Origin of the sequence: Duncaniella sp. C9 (assembly GCF_004803935.1) — a bacterium.
In the GTDB taxonomy this organism is placed as follows: Bacteria; Bacteroidota; Bacteroidia; order Bacteroidales; family Muribaculaceae; genus Duncaniella; species Duncaniella muris.
The window spans coordinates 653,387-669,589 of the sequence record NZ_CP039547.1; the positions used below are offsets into that span (position 1 = coordinate 653,387).

Below are 16,203 nucleotides of genomic sequence, written 5' to 3' on the forward strand. Positions count from 1 at the left end.
AAATGATGCACCCATGATGGTCATGCAAAAAAATAGTATTACATAAACCGTTGCCTTACGAAGGGGGCTGCGGGTGCGCGCAGGAGGGCTGTCAGGGAGTCAAGGGCCGTGCGGAGCTTCGAGGCGTAGGCGCCGGCAAGTTCACAGGCCGATGCTCCGCCTGCGGCGAGCAGGGCGGTGTGGATGACGCGGCTGACTACCGTCATTTCCAGCTGACGCCTTATCAGCCCGTGGATTCCGGCCGGACGCTCCCCGCCCGGAGTCGCAGGCACCCGCAGAACGATCTGCATCAGATGGTCGGCAGAATCGTCGGCCGGGTGCTCTCCGGGAGAGACTGCGGGCTTCTCGCCGTCGAGATCGGCATCGTCGACATATGGCATCAGATCAAGCACTGTCTCGGCAAAGGCGTTCTTGATCATCAGAGTCAGCATCCCCCGCCGCTCCGGATCGAGGAGCGGCGAGAGAGCGGTGCGGGTTGGTTCAGAAGCCGAAAGAAGTTCCAGGGCCACAAGCGCATGGACCGTGTCGGCTATAACCTGTGTTGAAAGTGAGTAGAGCATAGCGGGTGGTGACTGTTAGGGAATTACAATACGGCGTGATTTTTGGTCGAAAGAGTTACGCAGCAGGTCCATAGCCCTTGCGGGAGAGATGAAAAACTGCGAGGCACGACCGGAGGCAAGCACGTCGGCGAGAGCATCGCCCAGACGGCAGCCACGGCGCTCCATCAGGCGCGAGGCCCGCGAGTTGAGTTCTTCCCAGAGGGCCAGACGGCGGTCATTGCGCAGCTTCAGCCGTCCGTGGCGCAACACGCGCAGCATGCGCAGGGAATATTCAAACGTGCAGTAGTAGCAGGGGGCGGGCTCAAGAGCTGTGAGCGAGGCAAGATGTTCGAGGCTCACCGGGCGGCCGGCGGGAAGAGTGGAGAGAACACGGCCTGCGGCTTCGAGGAAATGGCGGTTGCGGAGGGTTACTAATGAATACATAAGGTCAGGAGCGGGGGAAAAGGGGGGTGCGTGTGTGTGTGCGAATGATTAGTAAATGTGCTTCGGAAACGTGAGGTTTTCCATAGGCAAAATTAAGTTCGGAGTCAGGCAGAAAGCGGACACATCAATGTGAAATTGTGTTAATCATCTCGATTGCAATGCGGTCACGGGCTCCGCGGAAAGAGTTGAACGACTCATAGATGTCGAGCAGAGCTATGGCTGAGTTATTTATCTGGCTTTCATAGAGCGAGGCCGAAACATTTGAAGCCTGCAACTGCCCCTGGAGCGCTCCGGAGACTCCTGAAATCTGCTGGAATAGCTTCATTTCGGCATCAAGAAGCTGCGAGGCGTCGCGTGAGGCTCCTGAGGAGACGCTTACCTCCTGAGGCATCATCCGCGCGGCGGGGTTTACAGGAATGACACCGCCCGGACGACTCCAGACGCGGCTGACGTCACGGATGTCGGATTCAGGCATGATGGCATCCATAGGCATCAGCAGCACACCCTTGGCACTGTTGGCCAGAATGTGGTCTATCATGGTGATGAGGATGTTGATGTGTTTCTGCTGCCCTATCAGATCCTCGATGAAGGGATGGACCTTGCCGTCGGTCAGAGGATAGAACTTGAAGGCATAGGGATGTCCACCTGAGGGAAGAGTGGAACGGGTCTCGTCAAGCACGGTGCCGTTTGGCGCCATGAAGCGGCAATGCCAGTGGGGATCATCGGCCGGAGAGGACGGGTCGATGTCAAAGCTCCAGACTTCGGCCACGTGGCAGACCGCGGCGTGGTCTGTGGCGTTGAATCCTGAGGAATTGGCATAGCAGCGTTCGAGCATGGCACAGCGCGAGGCCGATCCGTGACCGAAGCGAAGTTTCAGCTCGGCGAGGCTGACGCGGAAAAAGTGTCCGATGATGCGCACATCGGCCCCGCGCGGATCGGAGAAGCGGTTGACGAAGAAGTCGTCAGGACAGATACTGTCGGCCCATACGGCAAGCGGCGAACCGGGGCGGCGTTCGCAGACGAGTTTCTGGATTACGCAGCCTGAGATCAGAAACTCCTCCAGGCAGCGGCTGTCGAGCTCGTTGATCTGATTGGCCTCGCGGAAAGCCGTCAGGTCTCCGCTTCCGTCCGGCTTCTCAACGGTGGAAAGATTGTAGCGGAAACGGCCCACGATGCTCTTGACAAGCGAGCGCAGAAGATTGTTTGTCAGCGGACGCATGCCCGATTCCAGAGCGTGGTCATACTCGGAAAGTATGCGTCCGTCATCAGTGGTGATGAGGTCGGACCACTGACGGCCATAGGTGTGTTCCATCAGCCTCAGGCGCAAGGCGCGCAGACGCGAAAGCCCGCGGTGGGCATCGACCGCACGGCGGTAGAGACCCGGATTGTATTTCAGCTTCATTACTCGCAGGTGTAGTTGTGAAGGCAGGCAAGTGCCGAATCATCGAATTCATAAAGGCCGTCCTCGCAGACAGCGCAGTCAAGCGAGAGAAGACGGTCAGCGGCCGTGGCGGCCGGATAGAGCCTGAGTTCACCGCCGCTGAAGAAGGCCACAGGCGATGCGGAGGTGGCGCGGGTGAAGCGATGGAGCTGGAGCGGCAGCTGCGGAGACGAAGGGTCGGTGATCACCTCGGCAGGACGCAGCCAGGAGGCAAGACGCACCTCCAGAACGCGGACGGTCCCGGCGGGAAGGGACAAGACTGTGGAAGCGTCGGCCGACGGCGGGGGCAAGGGCAGATCGAGCCTGCTGGGCGCAAGCATGGAGGCGGGGGCTTCGCGAAGCAGTCGGCTGTACCAGCGGTTGATGGCGGCGATGTAGACGGCGGTACTGTCGATTCCGTCGTTACGGCGGAACACAGCATCGGCAAGCGGAGGAGATCCGGCGTAATGCAGGCGCCAGAGATCAAGCATTTCGGATAAATCGAGTGTCAGTTTCATAGTGCGGGAGAATGGAGGGGTGATGTGTGGAGGGTAAATGGTTACGGTGCGGAGGGGGTGTGGAGGGGGTGTGGTGTGGATTCACTGCAAAGTTAAGACCGCAGGCAAGCGATTTTGGTGCGATAATACGGAGAGGCATGAAATTTTTTTTATTAATTTTGTCAATACATTATCAAGACTCCAATCCTATGACACCGGATGCAATAAACAATCTGAAGGAAAAAATACTTGCCGGGGACAGCCTGAGCACCGTGGAAGCCATGAGTCTCATAGACCTCAGCCCGCAGGAAGAAGATGCCCTGATCGAAGCCGCCGCCGAGATCACAGAGCGCTTCGGAAGCCGCGATTTCGACTCGTGTTCAATCATCAACGCCCGTTCGGGCCGTTGCAGCGAAGACTGCAAATGGTGTGCACAGTCAGCTCATTACAAGACCGGAACGATGTCCTATCCGCTCGTAGGCCATGACACCTGCATGGCTCTTGCCGCCTACAACCGCTCGCGCGGCATAGGGCGCTTCTCGCTCGTGACAAGCGGACGCGCTCTCAGCGGCGAAGCCCTCGAAACTCTCTGCGGCTACTACCGCGAGCTGCGCCTGGCAGGCGGCATGGGGCTATGCGCCTCGATGGGCCTGCTCGACGCGGAAGCCCTCGCCAAACTGAGAGACGCCGGAGTAGAGCGCTACCACTGCAACCTCGAATCGGCACCCTCTCACTTCTCCACCCTCTGCTCCACCCACTCCATAGAAGACAAGATCAAGACCATAGAAGCCGCCCGCGCCACAGGCATGGAGATATGCAGCGGAGGCATCATAGGCATGGGCGAAAGCCGAGCCCAGAGAGTGGAATTCGCCCTGACGCTCAGAAGAGTAAACCCGGTGTCGATCCCGATCAACATACTCGTGCCCATTCCCGGCACTCCGCTTGAAAACGCCGAGCCACTGAGCGGACGCGAGATTCTGCTGACGGTGGCCATCTTCCGCATGATCCACCCCCACGCCGTGTTGCGCTTCGCCGGGGGACGGGCCTCGATCGCCAAGGAAATACAGCGCGAATCGCTCCGCATAGGCATCAACGGCAGCATCATGGGCGACCTGCTGACAACCATCGGCTCGCAGATCGACGAAGACATAGAGCTGATACGCTCTTGCGGCTATAACTTCAAAACTCCACAGCAATGAGCAATCCACTGCCTGATCTGGACCGCGGACAGCAGACCCGCTACCGCGGCCACCTGTCGCTCTGTGAGATTGACTTCGCCGGCCAGAAAGCACTGGCAGCCTCACGGGTACTCGTGGTAGGCGCCGGAGGGCTCGGAAGCCCCGTGAGCCTTTATCTGGCGGCTGCCGGCGTAGGCACCATAGCCCTGATGGACGCCGACACCGTGAGCCTCAGCAACCTCCAGCGCCAGATAATCCACTCCACCCCTGATCTCGGAAGGCTGAAAACAGACTCCGCGGCCGAAAAACTGCGGGCGCTTAATCCGGAGGTCAGCATCATCACCATCAACAGCCGCCTCAGCGAAGAAAACGCCGAAAGCATAATGGCAGGCTATGACCTTATAATGGACTGTACCGACAATCTGCCCACACGACTGCTGATCAACGACTGCTGCGTCAGACTGGGCAAAAAGATGGTGTTCGGCGCCGTGTCGCGCTTCTCCGGCCAGGTGTTCAGCCATGTGCCCGGAAGCGCCTGCTACCGCTGCATCTTCGACCCCTCGTCGATCAGCGGCGACGGCGAGGAACTGCCATGTGCAATCAACGGAATCCTCAACACCGTGGTTGGCGTCATCGGCTCCCTCCAGGCTACCGAGGCCATCAAACTGCTCGTAGGCACAGGCGATCCGCTGATCAACCGCATGCTGACGTTCGATGCCATCACAATGGACTTCAACATCTTTGCAATCAGTCCGATGGAGGGCTGCAGGTGCGCCTCCGTTAGCAAATTTTAACTTCCAATCTTAAAAAATCGAAAAATTTATAGCTACCTTTGCACCGCGGAAACACTGTCACTCACCTCTTCTCTGACAACCAATCAAGTGACACAGTATCAAAAACCACAGATTTATCATGACTCAAGCGATCAACATGCCCCGCGTTGAAATAGTGGGCAGCTTCCTCCCTCCCGAAGAACTTGAAAATGCTTTGAACGAAAAAATCCGCGGCAATCTCAGCGATGCTGACTATCATGCCGTTGAAGACCGCGTAATCGACCGCCTGATCGACCGCGAGATCGAAGCCGGACTCCAGATTGTGACCGACGGCGAAATGCGCCGCAAAAGCTGGGACCGCGACTTCTGGGAAGGATTCGAAGGTATGAGCCGCGAACGCATTGACACCGGCAACATCTATCAGGACGACATCCTGCGCCATGACCTGCTCCGTTTCAGCGGAAAGATCGAATTCAATCCCGCCCACCCCTTCTTTGACAAGTTTGTCCACATGCAGGAACTGACTGCAGGCCGCGCCGAAGTCCGCCAGACCATCCCCTCGCCCGGCCAGCTCTACATGCGCATGTTCCTCTCGTCAAACGGAGATCCCGGCAAGTTCTATGCCACTCCTGACACCCTGATCGATGATATAGTGGAGGCCTACAGCCGCACAATTGCCGAATTCTACCGCCTCGGATGCCGCCACATACAGCTCGACACCGAAGTCTGGGGCCGACTGAGCAGCCCTGAATTCGACCGAATGCTCCTGCTCGGAGGCGCTGACGTCAACGAGATCACCCGCCTGCTTCTCGACCTGATCAACCGATCCATAGCAACCCGCCCGGCCGACCTCGAAATCACCTTCAACATCGCCGCCAACGAACAGGCCGTGCCCCGCTGGTATGACGAAAAGGAACTCGCCAACCTGCGCCTGATGCTTGAGACCATTGACGCCGACGCCTTCCTGCTCCCATTCGAGATCAGTTCTCCGGAGGCCATCAATGCTCTGCGCTGGCTCCCGGCCGGAAAGCGCGTGATCCTCGGGCTGGTTGACGGCAGCCTGCCCAACCTCGAAAGCGTGAATGACATCGTCACAGCTGTCAGAATGGCCCGCCGCTACGTGCCGATGGAAAAACTTTCAATCAGCCCGACCTGCGGCTTCAAGGTCCGCGACCGCGAGCGCCAGGGTCTGAACTACGAGACCCAGTGGACCAAGATAGCCCTCCTGCGCCAGGCAGCCGAACTCGCAGCCGAATAAGAGGGTGTCAGACTGAACAGCCTCTAAGAGCCGACGGGACAACAGATACATCCGGTCTGCACCGGAAACCCGCACAATATATACACACAATGCCACCCCTCGATCTGCCATGACAGGGAATGTGAGCATTGTGTGTTATATTTTAACACAGCTTTACAACCTCAGTTTCCTGATTTTTATTAACTTTGTAGCTCATTCAAAATAGTAGCTTACAACCCTAATAAAGCCGGATTTCCACAAACCCCGGCACTTCTCCGATCATGAAACACTTCTCATCACAGACTAAAAACGCACTTCTCTCACTGATCGTTGCCACCGGCGCGCTTCTGGCGTCATGCGGTCCGGCGAAAGATATCGCCTACATGCAGGACCTCCCTGACAACGCCGTGCTCACCCTCCAGGAAAACGGCGAACTCCGTCTGCAGCCCGGCGACAAGCTCCGCATCAAGGTCCACAGCCGCGACGAGGAGATGGTCAAGATGTTCAATCTCTCGCAGACAAGCAACTCAGGCTCCGTAGAGCATGACATGTACACCGTCGACAAGAACGGAAAGATCGACGTCCCGGTGCTCGGACAGCTCTCGGTCGAAGGCATGACACGCCTCGATGTGGCCCAGATGATAAAATACCGTCTGCTTGCCGGAAGCCTGCTCCGCGACCCGATAGTCACCGTGGAGTTTCCGCAGATGGCCTATTACGTGATCGGCGAATCAGGCGTGGGGCGCCATGAGTTCCCGGCCGACAAGCTCAACATCATGGAGGCCCTCTCGATCTCCGGCGACCTCGCTATCAGCGGAAAGCGCACCAACATTCTGGTGCTCCGCACCGAAAACGGCAAGCAGGTGCCCTATCGCGTGGACCTCACAAGAGCCGATGGCGTATATGCCTCGCCGGCCTACTACCTCAAGCAGAACGACATGATCTACATCGAGCCCACCCAGGTCAAAGCCAACCAGTCGACGGCCAACGGCAACAACTACATGACTCCCTCGTTCTGGATCTCGATGTTCTCTTTCGCCACCACCATCGCAGTGCTTCTAACAAAGTAACAGATACCACACCTAACCTCCTAACGCCAATTCTTCTCGACTGATGCAACGAAATCTCAACCAATCACCCGCCACAGGGACCGAAACTGCCGCACAGGCCGCATCGTTCCGGCAGAATGCTGAAGGCTTCGCCAAGATAAAAGACATAATCTTTCTGATGCTCGGCCACTGGAAATGGTTTGTCCTCTCCCTGGCCGTGGCCTTCGGAGCGGCATACTATTACCTGCAGATCACCCCCAAAGTCTACACAGCCTCTGCCGCCATACTCGTCAAAAGCGATGAAAAGAACTCCGGATCGGAAGATATGCTGCTCGACCTCGGAATCAAAACCCAGAAAGTAAATATAACAAACGAAATAATGTCGATGCTCACCGGCTCGGTGGCCGATGAGATAACCCGCCGCCTGCAGCTCAACACCGAGTACTACCATCCCGGAACTTTCCACAAGACCGTGGCCTACGGTGTGGAACTGCCCGTTACCGTCGAACTGCCCGACCTCGGACAGGCCGAAAGCGCAAGCTTCAGCCTCCAGCTGCGCAAAGACAGTACCATAAGAATCTCTTCTATGGTGCTCAATGACAAAGCTCTTGACGGCTCTCTGACCTTCAGCATGGGCAAGCCGGTGAAGACTCCGCTCGGCATCATGACCGTCAAGCCTTCGCCCTACTACCGCGAGGGATTTCAGGACGAACTGACAATAAGCCGCATCCCGTTCAGCACCGCATCGGCCCAGATCAGATCATCGGTCGACGCACGTCAGCGCAACAACCGCGCGTCAATAATCGACATCACCTACAGCGACCAGTCGCGCACACGCGCCGAAGACATCCTCTCGACCCTCGTGGCCGTCTACAATGAAAACTGGATCAAAGACCGCAACCAGGTGACGGCAAGCACCACGGAGTTCATCAAGGAACGCCTGTCGATCATCGAAAGCGAACTCGGCAACGTGGACAGCGACATCTCAGACTACAAATCGCGCAACCTTGTCACCGATGTCAGTGCGATGGGCGGCATAGCGCTCTCGCAGATGAACTCATCGCAGGAAGCCGGACGCGAACTTGACAACCGCGTCTACATGACCAAATATCTCCGCAACTACCTGACTGACGGAATGCACGAGAAAGAACAGCTTCCGGCCAACTCCGGCATAGACAATCCCAGCATCGAGGCCCAGATCCAGGCCTACAACCAGCTCCTGCTCCAGCGCAACAACCACCTGTCAATCTCCTCCGAACAGAATCCGCTCGTCATGGACATAGACCAGAAGCTGTCGACAATGAAGGGCAGCATCCTCGGATCGCTCGACAATGAGCTGACCATGCTCTCCACCCAGAAAAGAGCCATTTCATCGGCCCAGTCGCAGGCTGTGTCGAAAATCGCGGCCAATCCGCAGCAGGCCAAGTATCTTCTCTCGGTCGAACGCCAGCAGAAGGTCAAGGAGTCGCTCTACCTCTTCCTGCTCCAGAAGCGCGAGGAAAATGAACTTTCGCAGGCCTTCACCGCCTACAATACCCGCCTGATCGAACATCCTACGGCATCACCGGTGCCCGTCACCCCGATTCCCTCCCGGATCATGACCTTCGCCCTGGTAGCAGGTCTGTTTGTTCCGGCCGGCATCATAATGCTCATCGAGTCGTTCAACACCGCCGTGCGTGGCCGCAAAGACCTCCAGGACCTCCATGCGCCATTCGTCGGTGAAATTCCTCTGGCCACCCACCGCAAAGGCAAGCGCCGTGTGGCCCGCGAGGTTTCAGACAACCGTGTGGTGGTCAAATCAGGCAGCCGGAGCATCATGAACGAAGCCTTCCGCGTGGTGCGCACCAATCTGGAATTCATCCTCGGCTTTGACGGCGGCCACCATGTGGTGATGCTCTCGTCAATGAATCCCGGCAGCGGCAAGACCTTCACCTGCGCCAACCTGTCGACAGCTCTCGCCATCAAGGGAAAGAAAGTAATAGCCGTTGACCTCGACCTGCGCCGCGCTTCGCTCTCGGCCTATGTAGACAATCCAGCCCTGGGTGTGTCAAACTACCTCAGCGGACAGGTGGCCGACTATCATGACGTGATAGTGCGCCTTGGAGAGCTCGATGTGCTCCCCGTAGGCACAATTCCGCCCAACCCTACGGAACTTTTCTTCCATCCGCGCTTTGCCCGCATGATGGAGGAGCTGAAAGAAAACTATGACTACGTGATACTCGACTGTCCGCCGGTTGAGATCGTGGCCGACGCCGCCATCATCTCCCGCTATGCCGAGATGACTCTCTTCATAATCCGCGCCCACCTCATGGACCGCTCTTTCCTCGCCGACATCGAAAACTGGTATCAGGAGCGCCGCTACCCGAACATCTCCGTGATCCTCAACGGCACCCGCAGCGAGTTCTCGCACTACGGAGGCAGCCGCTACGGCTATCAGCGCTACGGCTACCACTACGGCCACTACGGCGAGTACACAGATTCAGCCGAGGAATCCGAAAAAAGATCCTGATCACCAATGAACGGCTCCGGACGCAGAAAAATACTGTTTGTGATCGACTCCTTCAATATCGGAGGGGCCGAACGCAGTCTCTGCACCCTTCTCGGCCTCCTTCCGGCTGAGAAGTTTGACATCAGCGTGATGCTCGCCTCCGGCGGTGGCCCGCTTGAAAAATATCTTCCGCCGGATGTCAGGCTCAGCGAGATTCCGCTCTGCGCCGATGACCTGAAATCGCGGCTCCGCTTCCGCTTCCATCATCTGCGCCACGCCCTCATCTCCCGCATGGCCCGGCAAAGGAACCTCAGGAGCAATCCCGTGGAGCTTTACTGGACAGAGATGGGATGTCTGGCTCCCGCGCCGGCCGAATCATATGATGTGGCCATAGCCTACCATCAGGGCTTCCCTACTTACTTTGTGGCTGAAAAGGTGAAAGCCGCGCGGAAAATTGCCTGGATCAACGCCGACATCGTACGCGACAACTACAGCGAGGCTTTCAACCTCCGCTTCTACCACCTATATAACAAGGTAGTGACAGCCTCCGCACGCTTGCGCGATCTGCTGCTCGATGCCTGGCACTTCCGGCCGGAGCAACTGCTCCCCATACGCGACATTGTCTCCTCCGCACTGCTGCGCCGTCTTGCCGGCGGTGATGACAGCGCGCCCGGACAGCACTCCGGCCCACTGCGCCTGCTCACAGTGGGGCGGCTCGCCCCCGTCAAAGGCTATGACCTGCTCATAGCCACCGCCGCACTGCTGCGTGACCGTGGATTTTCATTCCGCTGGGACATCATAGGCGACGGTCCAATGCGCGAGGAGATCCGCCGGCTCATCTCCCGACACTCTCTGGAAGAACATGTCACACTGCTCGGCCCGATCGACAACCCATATCCCTGGATGCGCTCTTGCGACATCTATATACAGCCCTCACGCTCCGAAGGCTACGGAATAGCCGTCTGCGAAGCCAAAGCCTTCTGCCGCCCAGTCATAGTCACTGACTTCAAGGTAGCGCCGGAACTCATTGACCACGGCCGCGACGGACTTATTGCATCAATGACCGCCGAGTCGCTTGCCGATGCCGTCACCCGGCTGGCCTCACCTCAGCTCAGAGAAAAAATATCGTCCCAGATAGCCGCCTCTGACTCCGATGACACCTCCGAAAGCCTCCGCCTCGTGCTTGAACTTCTTGACTGACACAAAAACTGCCTGCTGACCGCATCTCCCCGCCCGACATAACCCATGAAACGAATCTTCATCGCAATGCACTATCTCGAAATCGGGGGCGCCGAAAACGCTCTCATCGGCCTGCTGCATGCCCTTGACTATTCCGAAGTGTCGGTCGACCTCTTCCTCTACGCACGCCGGGGCGAAATGCTCCCCTTGGTGCCGCCGGAAGTCTGCATACTGCCCGAAATCCCGGCCTACGCCCACATCGAATCACCGCTGAAAGACGCCTTTCTCCACGGCCACATCCGCGTGGGACTCGGACGCCTGCACGCGAAAGCCCTCGCCGTCATGCGCCGCGGCAAAACCACAGCCGGAAGCGACCACACGGCCATTTTCTCCTACATAGGCCGCTGCGTCACCCCAGCCCTTCCCCCGGTCACCGACCGTGTCTATGATCTGGCTGTCTCCTTCCTCACCCCGCATGACATTGTGCTCTCAAAAGTCAGGGCACACAAAAAAGTCTGCTGGATCCACACGGACTACTCCCGCATCTCCCTCGACCCTGCTTTCGAGCTTCCGGTCTGGCAGGCCTATGACCATATCGTCTCCATCTCGCCTGACGTAAGCCGTGGCTTCATAAAAGTCTTCCCCTCTCTCGCCCCGAAAATCACCGAGATAGCCAACATACTCCCCGAAACCCTCATCCGCGGGAGAGCCGGGTCAGGCTCGGCACCCGAACTGCAGCCCGGCCGCCTCAATCTGCTCTCCGTGGGGCGCTTCACCCATGCCAAGAACTTCGACAACATCCCCGACATAGCCCGCCGCCTGCGCGACGACCACCATGCAGCCCCTTTCCACTGGTATCTGATAGGCTACGGCAGCGACGAGGCTCTGATTCGACGCCGCATCGCAGAGACCGGGACGGAAGACTGCGTCACCATACTCGGCAAGCGCGCCAACCCCTATCCCTACATCAGCGGCTGCGACATCTACGTGCAGCCCTCGCGCTATGAAGGCCGCTGCGTCACCGTCCGTGAAGCCCAGCTCCTCGGCAAGCCGGTGGTCATCGCCGCCTATCCCACCGCCTCATCCCAGGTCAGCGACGGCAAAGACGGCTTCATTCTCCCCTCTGACAACAGCGGCTTCGCTGCCGGACTCGCCAGCCTCGCCGCCTCGTCTGACCGCCTCAAAACAATAGCCCACAAACTCTCCTCCGCCGATTACTCCGACCGGTCCGAAGCCAGCAAACTCGTCTCTCTCATCTGATCAACCCGCCCGATGTCAATACCCCGCATAATCCACTACTGCTGGTTCGGAGGCAAGCCATTGCCGCCGAGCGCTCTCCGTTGCATCGACTCCTGGCGCCGCAACTTCCCCGGATGGGAAATCCGCCGCTGGGACGAAAGCAATTTCGACATCAACGCCATCACCTATACCCGCCAGGCGGCATCCACCGGCAAGTGGGCCTTTGTCAGCGACTATGCCCGCTTCCTGATTCTCTACCGCCACGGAGGAATCTATTTCGACACCGATGTGGAGGTAATCCGCCCGATGGACCACATCACAGCCGCCGGCGCCTTCATGGGCTTTGAAAAAAGCCACACCGGCATCGGAGTGGCCTCCGGACTCGGCATAGGCGCACCCGCCGGACATCCGTTCTATAAAAAAATCATAGACCTCTACTCCACTCTCACCTATCTCGACAGCGAGGGCCGACCCCTGCCGGGCACAGTCGTGGCCCACGTCACCCGCCTCTTCCTTGAAGCAGGACTCCGGGAAGAAGACCGCCTCCAGACCGTAGAAGGCATAACGGTCTACCCCAACGAATTCTTCAACCCCCTCGACGATGCCACCGGACGCCTGCGCGTGACACCATGCACATGCTCCATACACCACTACGACAAGACCTGGTGCGACAACTACGGCCCGTTGCGCACCCGACTGACGCGCCTCCTCCACCGCCTGTTCGGAGTCACCACCTTCACCCGCCTCCGCAAACTCATAACCCGCAACTGACATTGGAAGCATCACTATACGAACCGATCTATCTGACCCTGATCAGCCTGCTCTCGCTCGTCACAGGCATGTGGCTGATAATCTCCGGAGGCAACACTCTTGCCATCGGCGAGCACAACCGCGGCAATTCCCTCGGTCCGCTGATCCTCTGCCTCATCCTGGCCATATGGATCGGCCTGCGTCCGGTTTCATTCCTCTTCGGCGATACGGTCAACTACGCGATGGTCTACAACGCCATCGAGCCCGGCAACCTGCATGACTACCGCATATCATCAGAATGGCTCTGGGACATCTTCACCTACCTCTGCCGCACGGCCGGACTCTCGGTCAACGTCTACTTCATGCTGATTGACCTGGTCTACATACTCGTATCTTTCGCCGCGGTCAAAAAATTCGTACCCACCTCCCCCTGGCTCGGCACCCTCTTCCTCATCGGAGCCCTCTTCTTCTTCTCATTCGGCACCAACGGCCTGCGCAACGGTGTGGCCTGCAGCATAGTGCTTCTCATCATGGCCTACATGCTCGAAGAGCGTTATGTCTCAGCGGTAGTCCTCTCACTCATAGCCCTGAGCATCCACCGCAGCTCCGCCCTTCCGCTCGGAGGCGCCATCCTCGCCCTGACAGTGCTCAAGAATCCGCGCTACGCCCTCTATGGCTGGATCACCTGCATCCTCCTGTCACTCATAGCCGGAAACTACTGGACCGAACTGATAGCCGACATCGGTTTTGACGACCGTCTGGCCCAATACACCGACACCTCCGATGAAAACCTCAGCACCTGGGGCTCCACAAGCTCCTTCCGTTGGGACTTCCTCGCCTACAGCGCCATTCCCGTCATATATTTCTTCTATATCTGCAGGCGGGGGCTGCGCGACGGATGGTTCAACACTCTGGCCACAACCTATCTCGTGGCCAACTCTTTCTGGGTACTGATGATCCGCGCGGCTTTCTCAAACCGTTTCGCCTACCTCTCCTGGTTTCTCATTCCGGTGATATTCGTCTACCCACTCTGCAACATGAAGGTATGGAAAGACCAGAACTTCGTGGCCGGAATGCTGCTGATAGCCTATGTATCCATCACTGTAATCTTCCTTTCACTGATATGGTAACCCGACTCACAGTCTTCACACCTACATATAATCGCGCCCACACTCTGCGCCGCGTCTACGAAAGCCTCTGCACACAGACCGTGCGCGAGGGCTTCGAATGGCTCGTGATCGATGACGGCTCCACTGACTTCACCCGTCAGCTCGTCGAGGGCTTCATCAGCGAAAAGCGCATCCCCATACGCTATATATATAAGGAAAACGGAGGTCTCCACACCGGCTACAATACAGCCTATGCCAACATCGACTCCGAACTCTGCGTCTGCATCGATTCAGACGACTTCATGCCCGACGATGCCGTGGAGCTGATCCTGAAAAAATGGGATTCGGAAGGCTCCTCCAAATATGCCGGGCTCGTAGGCCTCGACTACTACCTCGACTCCGACACTCCCATAGGCGGCAAACTCCCCGACGATATGGCCAGTTGCTGGCTCAACGAACTGGAAACACGCGGCATACACCGCGGCGACATGAAGCAGGTGATGCGCACCGAACTGATGAAGGAAGTGGCCCCGCAAATCGGTTACCCCGGCGAAAAAAACTTCAATCCGGTCTATATGCTCCTCCAGGTCTGCGACCGCCTGCCACTGCTTGTCATCAACCGCAACCTCTGCTACGTAGACTATCAGACCGGAATCGACAGCATGTCTGAACGCATCTTCCTCCAGTATCTCGACTCGCCCCGCAGCTTCGCCAAACTCCGCCGCCTCGAAATGACGCTCCGCCACACCTCAGCGGTCCGGCGTTTTCGCGTAGCCATCCACTACGTGTCGAGCTGCATCATTGCCCGTGACAGCCGCTGGCTCGCCGACTCTCCTAAAAAACTGCTGACGCTTCTGGCTGCTCCGGCCGGTTATCTCCTCTCCCGCTACATACGCCACAAGGCAAAACAATTCACATGACACAATAAAATGTGACACTATGAAAATCCTACACGTAATAACCTCCATGCGCACCGGCGGGGCCGAAAAGCTGGTATGCGACATGCTGCCTCTGATGCGCGATCAGGGTCATCAGGTCGAACTCGCTGTCTTTGACGGCACTCCGGGCCATCTGCTGGAGTCTGTCAGGCAGCACGGAATCACTGTCCACATTTTCGGATACGGGCTGAAATCCATCTACAACCCACAGCATATCAATAAGTTAAAATCAACAATAGGGGGGGTCAACATTGTCCATTCCCACAACACATCGGCCCAGCTGTTCACCGCACTCGCAGCTCCGGCCGGAACCACACTCGTAACCACCGAGCACAACACCGACAACCGCCGACGCCACCTACGACTGCTGCGGCCTCTGGATATCCGGCTCTATCGCCGCTACAAAGCCATAGCCTGCTGCAGCGAAGCTGTGGCATCATCTCTGCTCAACTATCTCGGGCCGGAATTCGCAGACCGCACAAGCGTGATTGAAAACGGGATTGACCTTTCGACATATTCTGCCGCAGCTTCCGGCACACCAGCCGCCTCCAATGAGACCGACATCCTGATGGTGGCCGCTTTCCGCCCGCAGAAAGACCACCTGACCGCACTCCGCGCCCTCCCGCTCCTGCCCTCGGAAACAACTCTCTCATTTGCCGGAGAAGGCTCCACACGCCCGCAGATCGAAGCCGAGGTCCGCAGACTCGGTCTTGAAAAGCGGGTCAGATTTCTCGGTCCGGTCAGCAATGTGGCCGAAAGACTGCAAGCCGCCGGAATAGCCCTGCTGTCGACCCACTACGAAGGCCTGTCACTGTCAAGCATCGAGGCAATGGCTTCAGGCACACCGCTTGTGGCCTCTGACGTGAGCGGAGTCCGTGAAGTCTGCGGAGGCGCCGCACTTCTCTTCCCCGAAGGCGATGCCGAAGCTCTCGCCGCAATCCTCGCCGACCTGCTTAAAGACCCCGCCTTGCGCCGCCAGACAGCCGACCGCTGCCGCAAACGCGCCGCCCGCTTCGACATCCGCACAACCACCCAAGCCTATCTCGACCTCTACACCCGCCTCCTCCAGGCCCCCGAAATAGTGCGATAATTCGAAGACACCACATCCGGAGCGGTAAAACGGTGTCCTGACGGACACCACATGCAGGGCGGTTTGCAAACCCGTGACACCTCTGCGCTGTGCGCTGCGGTGTCACGGGCTACGAGTAAAACGGTGTCCTGACGGACATCACCAAACGCCCTGAAGGAAACGCCCCGCTGTCATTTTCAATTTTATTGACATTTTTGACTTTGTATCCGAATTTTTCTGTACTTTTGTGCTTTGCATACATTGCTGATTCATTCGACTATTCTTCTCATACAA

At 57.8% G+C, this 16,203-nt stretch carries 15 protein-coding genes; 11 read left to right on the forward strand and 4 right to left on the reverse strand.

Translation table 11 applies throughout. The features are described 5' to 3' along the window. Positions 1 to 38: 38 nt before the first annotated feature. The 4 genes from E7745_RS02680 to E7745_RS02695 all read right to left on the reverse strand — a co-directional run bounded on the left by E7745_RS02680 (position 39) and on the right by E7745_RS02695 (position 2,921). Positions 39 to 560, reverse strand: coding sequence for a hypothetical protein (locus tag E7745_RS02680; protein WP_107032789.1), 522 nt, complete (start codon positions 558 to 560; stop codon positions 39 to 41). 15 nt (positions 561 to 575) lie between these two features. Further along, on the reverse strand, positions 576 to 983 hold the full coding sequence (locus E7745_RS02685; protein WP_123398478.1) for a hypothetical protein: 408 nt from the start codon (positions 981 to 983) through the stop codon (positions 576 to 578). 124 nt (positions 984 to 1,107) lie between these two features. Beyond that, the gene (locus E7745_RS02690) at positions 1,108 to 2,385 is read right to left on the reverse strand and encodes a hypothetical protein (RefSeq protein WP_136408254.1); all 1,278 of its coding nucleotides are present in this window, start codon (positions 2,383 to 2,385) and stop codon (positions 1,108 to 1,110) included. Beyond that, entirely contained in the window at positions 2,385 to 2,921 is a 537-nt protein-coding gene (locus E7745_RS02695) for a hypothetical protein (RefSeq protein WP_136408255.1), read from the reverse strand. Before E7745_RS02695 ends, E7745_RS02690 begins: the two co-directional genes overlap by 1 nt. Positions 2,922 to 3,109: 188 nt before the next feature. Here E7745_RS02695 and bioB point away from each other — a divergent pair, with 188 nt between their 5' ends. From bioB to E7745_RS02750, 11 genes are all read left to right on the forward strand, one after another. Further along, complete coding sequence (gene bioB / locus E7745_RS02700; protein ID WP_168181958.1) at positions 3,110 to 4,099, forward strand: biotin synthase BioB; 990 nt, start codon at positions 3,110 to 3,112, stop codon at positions 4,097 to 4,099. After that, entirely contained in the window at positions 4,096 to 4,872 is a 777-nt protein-coding gene (locus E7745_RS02705; RefSeq protein ID WP_123398474.1) for a HesA/MoeB/ThiF family protein, read from the forward strand. The genes bioB and E7745_RS02705 overlap by 4 nt, the downstream gene beginning before the upstream one ends. Before the next feature lie 118 nt (positions 4,873 to 4,990). Further along, a complete protein-coding gene (locus E7745_RS02710) occupies positions 4,991 to 6,109 on the forward strand; it encodes a hypothetical protein (RefSeq protein WP_123398473.1) in 1,119 nt (372 codons plus the stop codon). Positions 6,110 to 6,369: 260 nt separating this feature from the next. After that, positions 6,370 to 7,158 carry a polysaccharide biosynthesis/export family protein gene (locus E7745_RS02715; RefSeq protein WP_123398472.1) on the forward strand — a complete coding sequence of 263 codons (789 nt, stop codon included), beginning with the start codon at positions 6,370 to 6,372 and terminating at the stop codon, positions 7,156 to 7,158. Between the two features lie 43 nt (positions 7,159 to 7,201). Continuing rightward, entirely contained in the window at positions 7,202 to 9,646 is a 2,445-nt protein-coding gene (locus tag E7745_RS02720) for a polysaccharide biosynthesis tyrosine autokinase (RefSeq protein WP_136408257.1), read from the forward strand. Between the two features lie 6 nt (positions 9,647 to 9,652). Further along, positions 9,653 to 10,825, forward strand: a complete 1,173-nt coding sequence (locus E7745_RS02725) for a glycosyltransferase (protein ID WP_123398470.1) — start codon at positions 9,653 to 9,655, stop codon at positions 10,823 to 10,825. A 45-nt stretch (positions 10,826 to 10,870) separates the two neighbouring features. Next, complete coding sequence (locus E7745_RS02730) at positions 10,871 to 12,064, forward strand: glycosyltransferase (protein ID WP_136408258.1); 1,194 nt, start codon at positions 10,871 to 10,873, stop codon at positions 12,062 to 12,064. Between the two features lie 12 nt (positions 12,065 to 12,076). Next, positions 12,077 to 12,814, forward strand: a complete 738-nt coding sequence (locus E7745_RS02735; RefSeq protein WP_136408259.1) for a glycosyltransferase family 32 protein — start codon at positions 12,077 to 12,079, stop codon at positions 12,812 to 12,814. A 2-nt stretch (positions 12,815 to 12,816) separates the two neighbouring features. After that, the gene (locus E7745_RS02740; RefSeq protein WP_136408260.1) at positions 12,817 to 13,923 is read left to right on the forward strand and encodes an EpsG family protein; all 1,107 of its coding nucleotides are present in this window, start codon (positions 12,817 to 12,819) and stop codon (positions 13,921 to 13,923) included. Continuing rightward, positions 13,917 to 14,822: a glycosyltransferase family A protein gene (locus E7745_RS02745; protein ID WP_107032802.1), complete on the forward strand. Its 906-nt coding sequence runs from the start codon at positions 13,917 to 13,919 to the stop codon at positions 14,820 to 14,822. Before E7745_RS02740 ends, E7745_RS02745 begins: the two co-directional genes overlap by 7 nt. Before the next feature lie 19 nt (positions 14,823 to 14,841). Beyond that, positions 14,842 to 15,930, forward strand: a complete 1,089-nt coding sequence (locus tag E7745_RS02750; protein ID WP_124075657.1) for a glycosyltransferase — start codon at positions 14,842 to 14,844, stop codon at positions 15,928 to 15,930. Positions 15,931 to 16,203 lie beyond the last annotated feature (273 nt).

Coding starts and splice junctions, on each gene's coding strand:
- E7745_RS02685 (WP_123398478.1), bottom strand. CDS start 983: ATGTATTCATTAGTAACCCTCCGCAACCGCCATTTCCTCGAAGCCGCA.
- E7745_RS02710 (WP_123398473.1), top strand. CDS start 4,991: ATGACTCAAGCGATCAACATGCCCCGCGTTGAAATAGTGGGCAGCTTC.
- E7745_RS02715 (WP_123398472.1), top strand. CDS start 6,370: ATGAAACACTTCTCATCACAGACTAAAAACGCACTTCTCTCACTGATC.
- E7745_RS02720 (WP_136408257.1), top strand. CDS start 7,202: ATGCAACGAAATCTCAACCAATCACCCGCCACAGGGACCGAAACTGCC.
- E7745_RS02750 (WP_124075657.1), top strand. CDS start 14,842: ATGAAAATCCTACACGTAATAACCTCCATGCGCACCGGCGGGGCCGAA.
- bioB (WP_168181958.1), top strand. CDS start 3,110: ATGACACCGGATGCAATAAACAATCTGAAGGAAAAAATACTTGCCGGG.
- E7745_RS02680 (WP_107032789.1), bottom strand. CDS start 560: ATGCTCTACTCACTTTCAACACAGGTTATAGCCGACACGGTCCATGCG.
- E7745_RS02745 (WP_107032802.1), top strand. CDS start 13,917: ATGGTAACCCGACTCACAGTCTTCACACCTACATATAATCGCGCCCAC.
- E7745_RS02705 (WP_123398474.1), top strand. CDS start 4,096: ATGAGCAATCCACTGCCTGATCTGGACCGCGGACAGCAGACCCGCTAC.
- E7745_RS02725 (WP_123398470.1), top strand. CDS start 9,653: ATGAACGGCTCCGGACGCAGAAAAATACTGTTTGTGATCGACTCCTTC.
- E7745_RS02735 (WP_136408259.1), top strand. CDS start 12,077: ATGTCAATACCCCGCATAATCCACTACTGCTGGTTCGGAGGCAAGCCA.
- E7745_RS02730 (WP_136408258.1), top strand. CDS start 10,871: ATGAAACGAATCTTCATCGCAATGCACTATCTCGAAATCGGGGGCGCC.
- E7745_RS02690 (WP_136408254.1), bottom strand. CDS start 2,385: ATGAAGCTGAAATACAATCCGGGTCTCTACCGCCGTGCGGTCGATGCC.
- E7745_RS02695 (WP_136408255.1), bottom strand. CDS start 2,921: ATGAAACTGACACTCGATTTATCCGAAATGCTTGATCTCTGGCGCCTG.